Annotated in this window: 12 protein-coding genes and 3 tRNA genes; 8 read left to right on the top strand and 7 right to left on the bottom strand. The window is 50.4% G+C overall.

The genetic code is table 11. The features are described 5' to 3' along the window. Nucleotides 1-25: 25 nt before the first annotated feature. From HA050_RS18105 to folD, 6 genes are all read right to left on the bottom strand, one after another. On the bottom strand, nucleotides 26-430 hold the full coding sequence (locus tag HA050_RS18105; protein WP_205836499.1) for a ParB N-terminal domain-containing protein: 405 nt from the start codon (nucleotides 428-430) through the stop codon (nucleotides 26-28). Next, nucleotides 423-2,519 (bottom strand): electron transport complex subunit RsxC, encoded by a 2,097-nt coding sequence (gene rsxC, locus HA050_RS18100; protein WP_166829312.1) that lies wholly within the window; start codon nucleotides 2,517-2,519, stop codon nucleotides 423-425. The genes HA050_RS18105 and rsxC overlap by 8 nt, the downstream gene beginning before the upstream one ends. Further along, nucleotides 2,516-3,073: an electron transport complex subunit RsxB gene (gene rsxB, locus HA050_RS18095; protein ID WP_166829310.1), complete on the bottom strand. Its 558-nt coding sequence runs from the start codon at nucleotides 3,071-3,073 to the stop codon at nucleotides 2,516-2,518. Before rsxB ends, rsxC begins: the two co-directional genes overlap by 4 nt. Before the next feature lie 235 nt (nucleotides 3,074-3,308). Then, the gene (rsxA, locus tag HA050_RS18090; RefSeq protein WP_166829308.1) at nucleotides 3,309-3,890 is read right to left on the bottom strand and encodes an electron transport complex subunit RsxA; all 582 of its coding nucleotides are present in this window, start codon (nucleotides 3,888-3,890) and stop codon (nucleotides 3,309-3,311) included. A 268-nt stretch (nucleotides 3,891-4,158) separates the two neighbouring features. Next, nucleotides 4,159-5,184, bottom strand: a complete 1,026-nt coding sequence (locus tag HA050_RS18085; RefSeq protein WP_099398619.1) for a quinone-dependent dihydroorotate dehydrogenase — start codon at nucleotides 5,182-5,184, stop codon at nucleotides 4,159-4,161. A 118-nt stretch (nucleotides 5,185-5,302) separates the two neighbouring features. Further along, complete coding sequence (gene folD / locus HA050_RS18080; protein ID WP_115229027.1) at nucleotides 5,303-6,157, bottom strand: bifunctional methylenetetrahydrofolate dehydrogenase/methenyltetrahydrofolate cyclohydrolase FolD; 855 nt, start codon at nucleotides 6,155-6,157, stop codon at nucleotides 5,303-5,305. A gap of 292 nt (nucleotides 6,158-6,449) precedes the next feature. On the opposite strand from folD, the gene HA050_RS18075 reads away from it, so the two are divergent. From HA050_RS18075 to sbcB, 5 genes are all read left to right on the top strand, one after another. Beyond that, nucleotides 6,450-6,526, top strand: a tRNA-Pro gene (locus tag HA050_RS18075). Between the two features lie 82 nt (nucleotides 6,527-6,608). Beyond that, a tRNA-Arg gene (locus HA050_RS18070) sits at nucleotides 6,609-6,685 on the top strand. An 82-nt stretch (nucleotides 6,686-6,767) separates the two neighbouring features. Beyond that, nucleotides 6,768-6,843 (top strand) — tRNA-His (locus tag HA050_RS18065). Nucleotides 6,844-6,977: 134 nt separating this feature from the next. Next, complete coding sequence (locus HA050_RS18060) at nucleotides 6,978-8,006, top strand: TIGR03790 family protein (protein ID WP_166829306.1); 1,029 nt, start codon at nucleotides 6,978-6,980, stop codon at nucleotides 8,004-8,006. A 220-nt stretch (nucleotides 8,007-8,226) separates the two neighbouring features. Beyond that, a complete protein-coding gene (sbcB, locus tag HA050_RS18055; RefSeq protein ID WP_166829303.1) occupies nucleotides 8,227-9,651 on the top strand; it encodes an exodeoxyribonuclease I in 1,425 nt (474 codons plus the stop codon). Between the two features lie 54 nt (nucleotides 9,652-9,705). On the opposite strand, the gene HA050_RS18050 is transcribed toward sbcB, so the two are convergent. Continuing rightward, nucleotides 9,706-11,322, bottom strand: coding sequence for a methyl-accepting chemotaxis protein (locus tag HA050_RS18050; protein ID WP_166829301.1), 1,617 nt, complete (start codon nucleotides 11,320-11,322; stop codon nucleotides 9,706-9,708). Nucleotides 11,323-11,757: 435 nt separating this feature from the next. Here HA050_RS18050 and HA050_RS18045 point away from each other — a divergent pair, with 435 nt between their 5' ends. The 3 genes from HA050_RS18045 to HA050_RS18035 all read left to right on the top strand — a co-directional run bounded on the left by HA050_RS18045 (nucleotide 11,758) and on the right by HA050_RS18035 (nucleotide 16,343). Further along, on the top strand, nucleotides 11,758-13,356 hold the full coding sequence (locus HA050_RS18045) for an NAD+ synthase (protein WP_166829297.1): 1,599 nt from the start codon (nucleotides 11,758-11,760) through the stop codon (nucleotides 13,354-13,356). 99 nt (nucleotides 13,357-13,455) lie between these two features. Beyond that, nucleotides 13,456-14,472 carry an AI-2E family transporter gene (locus HA050_RS18040; RefSeq protein WP_166829295.1) on the top strand — a complete coding sequence of 339 codons (1,017 nt, stop codon included), beginning with the start codon at nucleotides 13,456-13,458 and terminating at the stop codon, nucleotides 14,470-14,472. Nucleotides 14,473-14,570: 98 nt separating this feature from the next. Then, nucleotides 14,571-16,343, top strand: coding sequence for a GGDEF domain-containing protein (locus tag HA050_RS18035; protein ID WP_166829292.1), 1,773 nt, complete (start codon nucleotides 14,571-14,573; stop codon nucleotides 16,341-16,343). The last annotated feature ends 3 nt before the right edge of the window (nucleotides 16,344-16,346 follow it).

The raw sequence follows: 16,346 nt of genomic DNA, 5'->3' as shown, positions 1-16,346 counted from the left end.
TTCTTGTTTAAGGCTGGAAATCCGCTTACACCTCATCGTATGGCAAATCATCCGCATCAATGCCGATAAAATCAGGTTCTGGATCTTGGCTAAACTGCACGGCCTGTATCTCTGTTTGGCCCAGCATTAAGGCTTTAGCCACCCGGTGCATGCCGTCCATTACCCTGCCGTCTTGCGACAAAATAATAGGGAAGCGCAGATCGGTTTCATTGATTAATTTGGCGTGCTCAGAAATAGCCCGGCAAGTGGGCACGGCTCCGCCCTCATCAAACCAATAGCTCTGATCTAACTCAGCAATCTGCTCCAGCGGCACGCTGATCTCGGCAAACTTTACGCTCAGCTTAATCAGCCGGTGCACGTCCCAGGCCTTTAAGCCCTGCTCTGATGCACGTAAATGATATTGCTTTCGCATTGCCTCAAGATCATTCATCTTTCGCTGCCTTAGCTGCTTTTGCCGCCATCGCTGCATCAATACGCGCCTGGCGTTCAGCGGCCAGTGCTGCTTTTTCCTCTGGGCTCATGGCAGCAAGCCGTGCTTTTTCTGCGTCTCTTTTGGCCATAGAAGCCCGAATTTTGGCGGCTTTTTCTTCATCAAGAGAAGACGCTGGCACTTCTGCAGGCACAGCGTTTTCTGCTTTTCTTAATGCAGCAGCGGCTTTGGCCCCGGCGATTTCGGCTTGTTTGGCTGCACCCCACGCACTGCGCTCTTCCGGGCTCATTGCGGCAATACGAGCGCGCTCTTCCCGCCGCTTATCCAGAATTTCTTTAGTGCGGTCGGTTTTATCCAGGCTGCTGGCTGGCAGGGTTTGCGCTGGGGCCATTGGCTGCGCTTCGCTGCGCACCACCGGTGCAGCGGCTTCGGCCTCGGCTTTTTTCGCGGCGGCTCTGGCCATTGCAGCGGCAATTTTGGCTTTTTTCTCGGCCGCTAATTGCGCGGTCTGATCCGCTTCTGGTGTAGCTGTACTGTCACTTACAGGCGCTTCGCTGGCCACCGCAGCCTTAGCCATCGCCGCTTTAATTTTGGCTGCGCGGATGGCGTCTTCCGGATCATCCGATTCCACCGCTTGCGCTAGTTTTTGTGTCGCTTTAGCGGCCAGGCGTTCGGCTTTTTCTTGTTTCTCGCGCTCGGCCCTGAATTCTCTGAATTCGAAACGCTCGCGGGCTAAATCGGCGGCGTGCTTGGTTTTTTCAGCGGCCCAGATTTCAGATTTAGCAAAGCGGTAGTAATCCACGAGACGAATATTGCTGGGGCACACATAGGCGCAAGCGCCGCACTCTATGCAATCAAACAGATTGCGCTCCTGCGCTTTGCCAAAGTTTTTGCTTTTAGCAAACCAGAATAAATCCATAGGTTGCAGTTCAGCAGGGCAGGCTTCGGCGCATTTGCTACAACGAATACAAGGCATTTCTCGTGGTTTTTCGGGGAAATCCGCAGGCGTTTTGGCGATCACACAATTGCCCGCTTTGCTCAGCCCCGCGGCCAGAGACGGCAGCTCAAAGCCCATCATCGGGCCGCCATAGATATACCCGCTGCTGCCTTTATCTCCCGCGGCTTTTAATAGCTCTGCCAGCGGCGTACCAATCAACGCCTCGTAATTGCCTGGGCGCTCTACATTGCCGGTAATCGTGACCACACGGCGAATCACCGGCTCGCCATGGGCCAAGGCGCAGTAAATACTATGGATGGTAGCCACGTTAAAGCACTGCACGCCCAAGTCTGTAGAGCGCATGCCACTTGGCACTTCGATATTGCACAATAACTTGATTAACTGTTTAGCACCTCCCGATGGATACAGCGTGGGCACTTGCACCACATCAATGGCCGCGACTGCCTTGCTGCGGCTGGCTTTTATCGCATCCCGCAGCGCTGCTGCAGCTTCAGGTTTATTGTCTTCAATACCAATCAACACCTGCTTTGCATTGAGCAAAGACTGCACCATCAAAATACCGGCGATGATTTCGGCAGCGCGCTCCTGCATCAGCCTGTCGTCGCAGGTGATATACGGCTCGCACTCTGCGCCATTAACAATCAGGGTATCGAGTGGCTTTTTTCCATCTAAATTGCTGCTTAATTTAAGATGCGATGGAAACACCGCACCGCCCAGGCCCACTACGCCCATATCGCGCAAATAAGTGCGCACTGCATTTGGCTCTGCATTACGCCAGTCAAACAGCGGGCGCTCCTGCCACTGATCCTGGCCATCGGGAATCAGCACAATGCAGTTATCGCTTAAGCCCGAAGGATGGGCCACCGGATATAAACCAACAGATTCAATGCGCCCTGACGTTGGCGCATGTAAGGCGGCCGAGATCATGCCGTCTGCCGCAGCAATCAGCTGGCCCTTAGCGACTTGTTCCCCGACTTTAACCACAGACTTGGCAGCGCTGCCTATGCTTTGTTGCAAGGATAAAATCAGCCTGGCCGGTAATGCCGCTGTTCTGATCGGATAATGGCTGGATTCGGCTTTATGCTCGGGCGGATGAACACCGCCGTGAAAGGTGATGATTTGCCTGGTCATGATTGCAACTTAATTGGGATAACAGGATAGCGCCAGCGCCAGTTATTCACCGTGGTACCTAGCGGAACAATATCAATGCAATCCACAGGGCAAGGCGCTACGCATAGCTCACAGCCTGTGCATTCAGCCGCAATCACGGTATGCAGCTGCTTGGCCGCACCCACAATGGCATCCACAGGGCAGGCCTGAATACAGAGCGTACAGCCGATGCATACGGCTTCATCAATCAGCGCTACGGATTTGGGTTTTTCTACGCCATTCTCTGCATTAAGCGGCTTAAATTCTTTGCCCAGCAAATCGGCCAGTTTACGAATGCCATCTTCCCCCCCTGGAGGGCAGCAGTTGATATCGGCTTCTTCATTGGCAATTGCTGTGGCATAGGGTTTACAGCCAGGAAAGCCACACTGGCCACACTGAGTTTGCGGCAGGATCGCATCGATTTTATCCACCAGCGGGTCTTCATCAACCTTGAACTTGATCGCAGCAAAGCCCAGCACCGCACCCAGCACCAAAGCAAGAACAGCCATTAACAAAATGGCCAGTAAAAAAGACATAGTTTTCCTATAAATGATTGCACATCACAACTTACAAACCCAAATCCAGAACCACAGAAAGCACGGAGGACACAGAGTTACAAGGAGAAAACCTACAAGATATCAATACCTGAAGACATGACTTAGCAATGAATTTGATTTTCAATCTGCGCCTGCTTCGGGAGATCTTTTTTTATGATTACTCCATGAACTTCCGGGGTTTCACCATGCCCCTCCGTGGTTCAAGATTTGGGTTTTACCGCACCAGGCCAGCAAATCCCATAAATGCCAAACTCATCAAACCTGCGGTGATAAAAGCCACCGGTGTGCCTTTAAAGAATTCGGGGATGTCTGCTCCTTCCAGCCTTTCGCGCATGGCTGCAAACAGAATCAGCACCAAACTAAAACCCACTGCCGAGCCAAAGCCAAATAACAGTGATTCGACAAAATTATATTTTTGCGCAGAGCTGATCAAAGGCACGCCCAATACCGCGCAATTGGTGGTGATCAGCGGCAGATAAATCCCCAGCGCCTGATACAACACTGGGCTGGCTTTATGAATAAACATTTCAGTAAATTGCACAATCGCGGCAATCACCACAATAAAAGCCAGGGTGCGCAGGTATTCCAGGTGCCAAAAGATCAGGATCTGATCGATCATCCACGAGGTGCCTGAGGCCAGCGTCAGCACAAAGGCCGTGGCAAGGCCCATGCCGATCGATGCTTCCAGCTTTTTAGACACGCCCATAAACGGACATAAGCCCAGAATACGCACCAGCACCGCATTATTTACCAGCACCGCGCCCAGAAGCAGCAGCAGGTAGTGTTGAAAATCCATGGTTTAAAATCCTTCCTCAGAGCGGGTGAAAATCCAATCTGCTTAAGTACACACGCCATTGGAGCGGCTATCCGCCCCAGATCACTTTAAAAAAGCTTACGAGGCGGGTACCACGGGTGCAAAAAATCCGGCTTTTTTACTTAAATGGACAGGATGATGGATAAACCGCAGTAAAGCTTTCTGATCAGGCGGGCTTCCTGCCGTGGCTTTTACCCGCCTGCCAATTTATGGCAGCTTCAAAGCCCTCACCTTTTACGCTTTTAATTCATCAAGCCGTAAGAGCCGCAATCGCCTCGACACAATCACTGACCATCTGCGGGCCTTCATAAATCAGGCCGCTGTACACTTGCACGAGGCTGGCACCCGCACGGATTTTCTCAGCCGCGTGCTCGCCCTTGAAAATCCCACCCACACCAATAATAGGCAAAGCACCATCCAGTGCCTCAGCCAGATCACGGATCACCTTGGTTGATTTGGCCCTGACCGGCGAGCCTGACAAACCGCCCGCTTCATTGCCGTGTTTTAAGTGCTCTACACCCACCCTGGATAAGGTGGTGTTGCTGGCAATCACGGCATCAATACCGCTGGCCACAAGACGCTCAGCAATATCCTGCACCTGATTGCTGTCTAAATCGGGCGCTATTTTGAGGGCAAGAGGTACATAGCGGCCATGACGGTCCGCAAGTTCTGTTTGCTTTTGCTTTAAAGCCTTCAGTAACCGCCCCAATTCATCCGCACCTTGCAGCTGGCGCAAGTTTTTTGTATTCGGGCTGGAGATATTAACCGTGACATAGCTGGCGTGTTCGTACACTTTATCCAGGCAGATAAGATAATCATCAGCCGCACTTTCAATCGGAGTGTCGAAGTTTTTACCAATATTGATGCCCAGAATGCCTTGATAATTACTGTTTTTAACGTTCTCGATCAGCTTATCCACGCCATCATTATTAAAACCCATGCGGTTAATAATGCCCTCGGCTTCTGGCAGACGAAACAGGCGTGGCTTGGGATTGCCCGGCTGCGGGCGTGGAGTGACGGTTCCAATCTCCAGGAAACCAAAGCCCAGCTCAGCCATCGCATCGATATGATCGCCATTTTTATCTAAGCCTGCGGCCAGACCAACAGGATTAGGGAAGTCCAGCCCCATCACAGACACAGGGCATTCAGGCACCGCAGGCGTAAACGTGCGCAAAAATCCCAGGCTGTGTAAGGCATGCAAGCCGGTGAATGCTGCAGCGTGCGCTTTTTCGGCGTCGAGCAAAAAAAGAAAAGGTTTAGCTAACTGATAAGACATGAGGCAGGAAATCCGGCAATTGATAGGCAAAACTGCACTAAAGGCGCTGCTGGCTTCCCTTTTCCAATGTGCAATCACACAGAGGAAAAGGGTTACACAGATAAGACTAAATGCTCAATCAACCCTTGCGGTTGACGCAAGCATCAAAAGTGTTTTGCATCAGGGTAGCCACAGTCATCAGGCCCACGCCACCCGGCACAGGGGTAATCCATGCGGCCTTTTCTTTGGCCACATCAAATTCAACATCACCACAGAGCTTGCCGTTTTCTAAGCGGTTAATACCCACGTCGATCACAATCGCGCCCGCCTTAATCCAGTCCCCCTTCACAAAATTAGGGATGCCTACGCCGGCCACCACAATATCTGCACCGCGAACTTTGCTTTCTAAGTCTTGCGTTTTGCTATGACAGACCGTCACGGTAGCGCGCGCCAGCAACAGCTCTAAAGCCTGCGGGCGACCTACGATATTAGATGCGCCAACAATGACAGCGTCTTTACCAACGATATCAATACCAGTGCGCTCTAATAAAGTCATCACGCCACGAGGGGTGCACGGGCGCAGCAAAGGCATTTTTAAAGCAAGGCGGCCAATATTATAAGGATGGAAGCCATCCACATCTTTTACCGGATCAATCAGCTCGATCACTTTCTCTGCATTGATATGTTTAGGTAAAGGCAGTTGCACCAGAATACCGTCGATCTCATCATCCTGATTAAACTTGGCCACAAGAGCCAGCAAATCTGCTTCTGAAGTGTCCGCTGGTAAATCAATATCAATAGAGCGAATACCTGCATTGGCACACTGACGCTTCTTATTACCTACATAAACCTGGGATGCAGGATCTGCCCCAACCAAAATGACGGCAAGTGCAGGAGCACGCAAGCCACTTGCCACACGGGCATCTACTTTGGCACGAACATCACTAACAATTTCGGCCGAAATGATTTTTCCGTCGAGAATTTGGGCTGTCATGGGTAAAACTCCTGCTGTAGCGATCGCAAAAAACGCATTTTCTCATGCAAAAGCCTCCAGCCCAAACATTTCCTGCATATTTTTCAAACTAAGCTTCATTGAACCAAGTAAGAAATATCAAAAAATTTAGTCTAATATTAAAATATTTTTCCAAGCTAAAATCATCTTAAAAAACAACAAGTAGCATAAGAAAAGCCCCCTTTAACCCATGATTTTTGCCCCTCCATCATGAAAAAAGATCACGAAGGTGCTTGACGCAAAAAAATCCTCACAGTATATTGCGTCCTCTGTTCGGGGCGTAGCGCAGCCCGGTAGCGCATCTGCTTTGGGAGCAGAGGGTCGTGAGTTCGAATCCCACCGCCCCGACCAGAACTTATCCTTATACGATAAGTTGTTTTAAAGTAAGATCTTATCCGCCCAGATAAGCAGATTTATAGTACGGTTGTACAGTGTGCCCGTAGCTCAACTGGATAGAGCAACGGCCTTCTAAGCCGTAGGTTACAGGTTCGATTCCTGTCGGGTGCGCCAAGTGTGTAATCGACTATTAAAACGAACCAAAATTTTTGTTTCAGACTTGTAGTAGTTTAAGTCTAAAACGCACCGCTCAGCGGTGGCTGTAGCTCAGTTGGTAGAGTCCAGGATTGTGATTCCTGTTGTCGTGGGTTCGAGCCCCATCAGCCACCCCAGTAATAAAAAAAACCCAGCTTCGGCTGGGTTTTTTCATTTCAGTCATCCAGCTCTCCCTTCCATATTGTTTATGTGGCATTGCTCATGTACTTGCCATACGATGCTGCTCATTCTCGTCTCCAGAGCCCGACTCGTGAAGCTTGCCCTTATCCCTTTATTTATTTCTGCATCGCTTTGGGCCGCGCCACCCAAATTGCCTTTTTATCAGCTCAATGCCAGCCAGCTGGCGGTGGTGGTGAATCGTAATGATCCGCTCTCTGCTGAGATTGCCCGTTATTACGTACAAAAACATGGTTTAAAAGCAGAGCAGATTTTTGAGATCAGTCTGCCAATTGATCGCACCTGGGTCAGTGAAGGTGAATTTGCCGTAGCTAAGGCTGAGCTGGATGCGGCACTGCCTGCGCATATTCAGGCACTGGCGCTCGCATGGGCCAGGCCTTATCGGGTCAATTGCCTTGGAATGACCTATGTCTTTACGCTGGGATATAAAGAGGGGCTTTGCCAGGATAGTGGCAAGCCTACGCCCGCGTCCCCTTACTTTAACCACGCCAGCACCCTGCCTTTCAGTGATCTGGGTATACGGCCCAGTATGATGCTGGCGGCCAATAATCTGACAGAGGCAAAAAAGCTGATTGACCGGGGCAATGAGTCATGGGGGAATTTCCCACGGGGTACTGCTTATTATTTAACAACCAGCGATACAACGCGCAGCGCCAGAGCGCCCCTATTCCCCAAAAGCCAAACCCTGCAACACCCGCCTGTGAGAATAGAAAATCTGGCCAGCGATGCCCTTAGCAATAAAAAAGATGTTCTGATTTATCAAACAGGGCTGGCAAAGGTAGATAAGCTGGAAACCCTGCAGTTTTTACCCGGTGCACTGGCCGATCACCTGACTTCTTATGGCGGCATGCTGACCGACAGCGGCCAGATGAGCAGCCTAAAATGGCTGGAAGCTGGCGCTACCGCCAGCTACGGCACGGTGAGCGAGCCTTATTCATATCCGCAAAAATTCCCTCACCCGCAGGTTTTGCTCTTTCACTATCTGGCCGGAGCCTCTGCCGTTGAAGCCTATTGGAAAAGTGTGGAATGGCCTGCTCAGGGCGTATTTATTGGTGACCCGCTGGCCGCGCCGTTTCGCAGCCTTAGCCCGCGCAAGCAATAACCTGGTAACGTTCCGCCACAAACCACGGCAATGGGAGAATACGGAGGGGCACAGAGGAAAATAAGGTTTTCTCTGCGCCCTCGTTTTACCCTGTGTTTCAAGATTTAGCATTCTGCCCTTTAAACCGGCGCTGCTTTTCCGTACTACTGAATAGTTACAAAGCGCCATGCAAAGTCAAAAGCCTTATAATCGGGCAGCGATTCTTTGAGGCTTTATCTATATGCATACCTTTTACTGGCACGATTACGAAACCTTTGGCATCAACCCGCGCCGTGATCGCCCTTCGCAATTTGCCGGCATTCGCACCGATGCAGCATTAAATGAAATCGGCAAGCCGCTCAATATTTTCTGTAAACCCGCCCCCGACTACCTGCCCGACCCGGAAGCCTGCCTGCTGACCGGCATTACGCCGCAACATTGCTTAGAAAATGGCGTGGATGAATTTGAATTTGCCGCCCGTATTGAGGCCGAGCTGGCCACGCCCGAAACCGTGTCTTTGGGCTACAACACCATTCGTTTTGACGATGAAGTCACACGCTTTATGTTCTGGCGCAATCTGATCGAGCCCTACTCACGTGAATGGCAAAATGATTGCAGCCGCTGGGATTTACTCGATGTGGTACGCACCACCTATGCGCTGCGCCCTGAAGGAATCATCTGGCCCACACACGATGATGGCCGCCCTTCCTTCAAACTTGAGCACCTCACCAGGGCCAACGGCATCAGCCACGAAGCGGCTCACGATGCGCTGTCTGATGTACGCGCCACCATCGCTCTGGCACGGCTGATCCGTGAGAAACAACCCAAACTCTTCGACTTTTGCTTTTCACTGCGTAAAAAAGACAAAGTACTGGAGCAAATAGGCCTGTCTGACAGCAAGCCATTTCTGCATATCAGCGGCATGTTTTCTGCCGAGCGTGGCTGCATCGCGCTGGTCTGGCCACTCGCCATGCACCCCAGCAATAAAAACGAAATCATTGTTTGGGATTTAGCCTTTGATCCAAGCGAGATTTTCACTTTAGATGCGGAAACCATACGCCTGCGCATGTTCAGCAAAACGGCTGATTTACCCGAAGGCGTCACCCGCCTGCCAATTAAAAGCATTCATATTAATAAGTCCCCGATTGTGATCGGTAATCTCAAAACCTTAAGCAGCGAGCGGGCCGCACACTGGAATATCGATGTAGAACAGGCCTTAGCCCACGCCCAAATCGCCGGAAGCGCTCCCGATATGAGCGCAATCTGGCAGCAGGTATTTACCAGTGAGCATGCCCAAGCCGATGTGGATGAAGATTTATACGGCGGGTTTATCGGCAATAACGATAAGCGCCTGCTGGCCAAACTCCGCCACTTCAGCCCTGAAGAGCTGGCAAAAGAGCGGGTGAGCTTTGAAGACCGCCGCCTTGAAGAAGTGTTTTTCCGCTACCGTGCCAGAAACTTCCCGCACAGCCTGAACCCAGCCGAACTGCGCCGCTGGGAGCAGCATCGTGCAGCCAGATTATTTGACGGCGCAGGCGGTGCCCGCACACTGGAAGCCTTTGGCGACACAATAGATACTTTGTCCGAAAACGTCAGTGACGCGCAAGCCAGTATCCTTTCCGCCCTGTTTGATTATGCAGAAAGCATTATGCCGTTTGAGGAATAAGCCGCGGGGAGTGGGGATTACCTTTATTAACACTGATCTCTGCTCCCCCAAAATCTACCTGCCTTGAAAAAAACCAATATTTTTTTCCAGCACCCGGGCATGCTCTGCCAGCTCCTGGGCCGCACAGCTGAGTGAATCAGCATCGCTGGCATTGGCCTGAGTGCTTTGAGTAAGCTGCTCTACGGCGCAGCTGATGTGATCAATCCCCTGCGCCTGCTCTTGTGAGGCAAAAGAAATTTCCTGAATCAGCAAAGATGTTTTTCGGATAGATGGCACAATTTCTTCGAGCAGCTTACCCGCAGCCTCTGCCTGGCTCACGCTGTTTGCGGCCAGATCACTGATTTCCTGTGCGGCCAGCTGGCTGCGCTCAGCCAGTTTTCTAACTTCGGATGCAACAACCGCAAAACCCTTACCATTTTCACCGGCTCTGGCCGCTTCAATCGCTGCATTAAGGGCCAATAAATTAGTCTGATAAGCAATATCATCAATCACACCAATCTTTCTGGCAATTTGTCGCATGGCATTAACTGTTTGCCTGACGGCTTCGCCACCATTTGCAGCATCACCAGCTGATTTCCCCGCCATACTGTCGGTCATTTGAGCATTTTCGCTATTTTTGCCCACCGTAAAATTAATCTCTTTAAGAGACACGCTGGTATTTTCAATATTCATCATTTGTTCTGATGAATTTTGCGATAAGCGTTGAGCCGAGGCATTCACCCGCTCTGATGTCAGAGCCAGCACGCCCGACGCAGCTTTGATATCTCCAATCACCTGCCTGAAACGCTGCAGCATTCCATCCAGCGCCCCTAACAAACTTTGCTCATAAAGCACATGAAATCGGGAGTTTAAGTTTCCTGCCGCAATTTCTTGCACATATTGCAAAGCCTCCCTTGGCTCACACCCCATTAAACGAATAAGACGGTGGTACATCCATCCCAGAGCCAGCAAGATGGCAAGACCAAATAAAAAAAGTATGGCCAGCAAAAGCTTTAAAAAAGACAGCTCTTTTTGCTCGGCCTTGTTCACGGCAAGCATGGTTCTTTTATCCAGCAAGACAAAAAAGTCATCTACCGGACGCATAATTTGTGCTTTGTACTGGTGATACGTCGTGTTATGCATTAAATCGGCTGCGAGTTTTAAATCTGGCTCACCCTTCTTCGTAAAGCCCCCGGCTTCATCAGCAAAAAATCCTTTTACCGCATTCATTGCAATGGTTTCATTTTTCACCAAACCATCAGAATTAGCCTGAGCTTCTTTTAATTTGGCAAATTCGGCTTCAGTAAAGCCTGCCTTGAGCATTAATTGTTGCAAAGCAATTTGCTCCCCATCAGGCCGGGGCAAACGATCACTAACCGCCTTAAAATCCCAATAAATACGCTGATACTCCTGAGGCCTGGGCTTTTTTCCATTGCGAATATCCAGCACATCCCAGTATTGCTTTTCATATTTGGCATCGCCGGTTATGACATAACTACGGGCAAGACGGGTCAAATCATCAGAGCTTTGCCTTAGCTCATCGGCCAGTAAATAAGAGTTGTATCGCTGAAACTCGGTCTGGCCATGCTCATCGGCGCTTTTCTTTAATAAAATCACCACGCTGGCCAGCAAAATCAAGGTAAGTACGACCAAGAACCCCAACGCCAAAAACATGCTTTTTACACTGCGCATACTGTAAGCCCCATAGAGCCAAATGCTCCATTCAAGAATAGGACAGCTTTGAATTAAGAAATAAAGAATTAGCTATCCAATAACAGATAAATCATTTCATTCAGCCCTGCGACGAACTTGAAAGGTTCAAATTCTCTGTGCCGTTACTCAATCTCACAGAAAATTATTCGCTGCCATACAGAAAGTCATACGCGTGTACAACACACTTAATGCACCGGGAGACATAAACCAGCACAGCCATCGATAAAGCCGCAAACACCGCAGCCAGCCTTGCAAAATATGGCGCAGGATGTGCAAAGCATTGCCTCCCGCTACCGGCTGGATGAGGTGATCATCTGAGCGTTCTGCAGTGCAGCGATAAAACTGAGGCCAGCGTACATTCCCGCAGCGTTCTGGCTTAAAATAGGTTTTTTGCTTCCAGCCGAAACTCATCCGATGAAAATCGCCCTTGCCCAGCTCAACTCCATCGTCGGCGATCTTGCCGGCAACACGACCAAAATCTTTGCGGCCGCCGCCGAGGCAAAGGCCAAAGGCGCGGATATTTTGCTCACGCCAGAGCTGGCGTTAAGCGGCTATCCACCGGAAGACCTGCTGCTGCGCCCGGCCTTTTTAGCCGAGTGCGCCCAGTGCGTTGGCCGCTTTATTGACGAGCTGGACGGCATTACGCTGGTGCTGGGCTATCCGCGCGCCAGTGGCGACGAGCGTTTTAACAGCGCCATCGTGATTCGGGATGGCAATGTATTAGGCCGCTACGACAAATTGCTGCTGCCTAATGATCAGGTATTTGATGAAGTACGTTATTTTTCACCCGGCTATTCGCCCTTTGTATTCGAACAGGATGGCGTGCAGATTGGCTTAGCCATTTGTGAAGATATCTGGGATGTAGAGCCTGCCTCCGCCGCGGATGACGAGGGGGCTGAATTATTACTCATACTGAATGCATCTCCGTACAACCAGGCCAAGCAATCCACCCGCCGCGAAGTCGTCGGCCAGCGAGTGGACGAAACAGGCATGGCGATGGTGTATTGCAATATGGTGGGCGGGCAAGATGAGCTGATTTTCGACGGCCAGTCTTTTGCCCTGAATAAATCAGGCGAGCTGGTTGCGCAGTTACCCGCATTCAGCGAGCAAGTAGCGATCGTTGAATATCAAAAAGGCGATCTGCAAACCGCTGAAATCACCCCGGATTTAAGCGACGAAGCCAGCGCCTATCAGGCCCTTGTTTTGGGCGTACAGGACTATATCGGCAAAAACCGCTTTCCTGGCGTGCTGCTTGGCTTATCTGGCGGCATTGATTCTGCGCTCACGCTCGCCATTGCTGTGGATGCCTTAGGTGCAGATAAGGTGCATGCGGTCATGATGCCCTCCCGCTACACCGCGGACATCAGCGTAAATGACTCGCGCGAAATGATTAAAATCCTGGGCTGCAAGTATTCAGAAATCGAAATCTGGCCGATCTACGAAGCCTTTATGAACGGCCTTTCCGCTGAATTTGAAGGCCTGGCAGCGGATACCACCGAAGAAAACCTGCAAGCCCGCGCCCGGGGTACGCTCCTGATGGCGCTTTCAAACAAGTCAGGCAAGCTGGTGCTCACCACGGGCAATAAATCCGAAATGACCACCGGTTACGCTACGCTCTATGGCGATATGGCGGGTGGCTTTGCTGTGCTTAAAGACGTGGCAAAAACACTGGTTTATCAGTTATCCAGCTGGCGCAATACGCAAGGAGTGGTGATTCCGGAACGGATTATCACCCGCCCGCCATCAGCGGAACTTCGCCCGGATCAAACCGATCAGGATTCATTACCTGCTTATGAAATTCTGGACGCCATTTTGCAAGCCTATGTAGAAGAAAACCTGAGCCGTGCCGACATTATTGCCAAAGGCTTTGCTAAGGCGGATGTGGATCGCGTGGTGCATTTACTCACCATCAATGAATACAAGCGCCGTCAGGCTCCGGTTGGGCCACGCATTACTCATCGCGCTTTTGGCAAAGACTGGCGCATGCCGATTACCAATCGCTTTTCGATGTAGCTGTTTGGATGAGCAAAAAGCAGGCCGTCATTAAGGCGGCCTGCTCCTGAAGCCTACCCCCTTACACATAACCTGACCTACCGACTCCCGGATTAAATCATGCTCAAGCTCGACCGTTACTCGCGCATTGCCAGTTATTTTATCATCGGGCTATTTCTGCTCTTAGTGATGCTCAATCACTTACTTCCTGCCTTGCTGATTGGTCTTTTAGTCTATGAATTAGTCGCCCAGGCGGCACAAGCCCCCCTTGTTTCACGCCTTCCCCCCAAACACGCTAAACCTGTGGCCCTGATTATTTTTTCTGCCATCATCATTCTGCTTCTGGTGTTAATGGGGTTTAGCCTGGCTTCGGTGTTTCATGGTGAGTCGGCATCCATGCCCAGCATTATGCGAAAATCGGGCGAGATTGCCGAAGCACTGCACCTTGAGCTTGCCAACTGGCTGCCCGCCTGGATGCTGGAAAGCCTTCCACAAGATGTAAGTGCATGGAAAACAGCGTTCTATCAATGGTCAGATAAGCATATTGCCCAGCTGCAGCAAATTGGTGCGCGCACAGGCCATACGCTGGCACAAATGCTGATTGCCATGGTGATTGGTGCCATGCTGTCTTTACATCACAATAGTGATGACAAAGCCCCCTTACTCAGCGCACTGCAAACACGTTGTTCCCGCTTAGCCAATTCTTTCCGGCAAATTGTTTTTGCCCAGGTTCGCATTTCCGCGCTGAATACCTTTTTTACGCTGATCTATCTGGCCGTTATCCTGCCTTCACTCGGCGTATCGTTACCGCTGACTAAAACCCTGATTGTGATTACCTTTCTGGCAGGGTTATTACCTGTTATTGGTAATCTTCTTTCTAATACCGCCATTGTGGCCGTCAGCATGAGTGTTTCGGCATCCGTCGCCGCAGGCTCACTGGCCTTTTTAGTAATCATTCATAAATTAGAGTACTTCCTGAATGCCCGTATCGTTGGCGGGCGTATCCATGCATTTGCCTGGGAGCTATTACTGGCCATGCTGTTAATGGAAGCGATCTTTGGCTTACCCGGCCTGGTAGCGGCCCCTATTTTCTATGCTTACTTAAAACAAGAGCTTAAAGCCGCCGAATTGATTTAGTTCATCTAAATTACCGGATGACTGGCTGGAGTCATCTGTAACGCGAACGTAACTCACCACTGTTATTCTTACAATTCACGTTGCATATTTGGCTTCATATGAATGAATCACCCTGCCTTGAGTCGCTCAAGCACGAACTTGAAAATATTATCAGCCAAAACCAGTTAACGGCTCTTTTTCAACCTATTGCATCAACCCGAGACGGCGAAATTTTTGGCTATGAAGGGCTTATCCGTGGCCCTTCAGCCAGTTTTCTGCATTCTCCTATTAATCTTTTCCGCGTTGCCGAAGAGCTGGGCTGTTTGCATGCACTGGATTTTGCCTGCCGCAAAGCCGTAATTAAGGCCTTTGTAAAAGAAGAATTATCAGGGCGGCTGTTTCTGAATGTGATTCCATCCTGTCTTGCCGAGCAAGACTTTAAGCCAGGCGCAACGCTGGCCTTATTAACCGATGCGGGTCTTACACCACAACGTGTAGTCATTGAGCTCACCGAAACCCAGCCCACCCACGATTACAATCTGCTTAAAGAAGCGCTGCTGCATTACCGGAATATGGGTTTTAAAATTGCGCTTGATGATCTGGGAGAAGGGTTTTCTTCACTCCGTCTGTGGTCAGAACTCAAACCTGAGTTTGTTAAAATTGATAAATACTTTATCCAGGGCCTGGCTGACGATGCGCAAAAAAGACAGTTTGTACGATCCATTCAGCATATCGCGCTCAATACCGGCACCCGCGTCATTGCAGAAGGCATAGAAAGCCAGGCCGATTTACAAGTTGTGCAAAAAATTGGTATTGGCTATGTACAGGGTTATTTTATTGCGCGACCTAATACCCATCCCCCCAGGCAGCTCAATCTTAATCTGCAGGAAAAAGACCACCGGCCTGGCGGGCTAAAAGAGCAGAGCGCCGGGCAGCTGCTCGTTGAAGTGCCCTCCGTGGTTCCCAAACAAAGCGGCACAGAAATCTGCCGTATCTTCAGCAAATATCCTCACATTCATGCCCTGCCAGTGATTGATGAAGGCCGGCCTGTCGGGCTTTTGCGCCGGCATGAAGTCATTGAGTTTTTTGGGCGGCCTTTTGCCAACGAGCTGTATGGCAATAAACCCTGCAAAGCATTAATGGATTGCACGCCTCTGATTGTTGAGCACTCAACCAGCCTGCAAGAATTATCACAGCTCGTCACCGCAGCGGATCACAGACACCTTGCCGATGGCTTTATCATCACCGGGCAGGGGCATTATTTAGGGATGGGGACAGGCCATGATTTGATGCGTGCCATTACCGAATTACAAATTCGGGCCGCACGCCATGCAAACCCGCTTACCTTATTACCCGGCAATGTACCTATCGAAGAACAAATAGAAGTTTTACTGACAGAACAGCGCAATTTTACTGCCGCCTACATCGATCTGGACCACTTTAAACCCTATAACGATGTGTATGGCTATGCTTGCGGTGACAGAATGATACGCATGCTGGGAGAATTGCTCCTCAGCGTGGCCGATCCTCAAATGGATTTTGTCGGACATATCGGCGGGGATGATTTTATGATTCTGTTTCGTTCAGAAGACTGGAAGCAGCGCTGCCAGAATTTACTCAAAGAATTTGAGCTTAAGGTACAAAGTTTATTTAAACCCGAGCACCAGCTGCAAAATGGCTATAGCAGCACAGACCGCCGCGGCGAGCTGCAGCATTTTCCACTAAGCAGCCTATCGATCGGGGTAATTGAAGCGCATACCGGCGTGTATTTAACGCATCATGAAGTTGCTGCTGCCGCGACCCATGCCAAGCATCTGGCTAAAAGTAAAATGGGGAACAGCTTATTTGTTGAGCAACGCCGGCTGGCCCAACAGGAGGCGCTGCTGGCATAACTT

It is taken from the genome of Iodobacter violaceini, assembly GCF_011601265.1.
GTDB classification, from domain to species: domain Bacteria; phylum Pseudomonadota; class Gammaproteobacteria; order Burkholderiales; family Chitinibacteraceae; genus Iodobacter; species Iodobacter violaceini.
The sequence above is the reverse complement of the archived record's forward strand: the minus strand, read 5'-3'. Positions and strand labels throughout refer to the sequence as shown.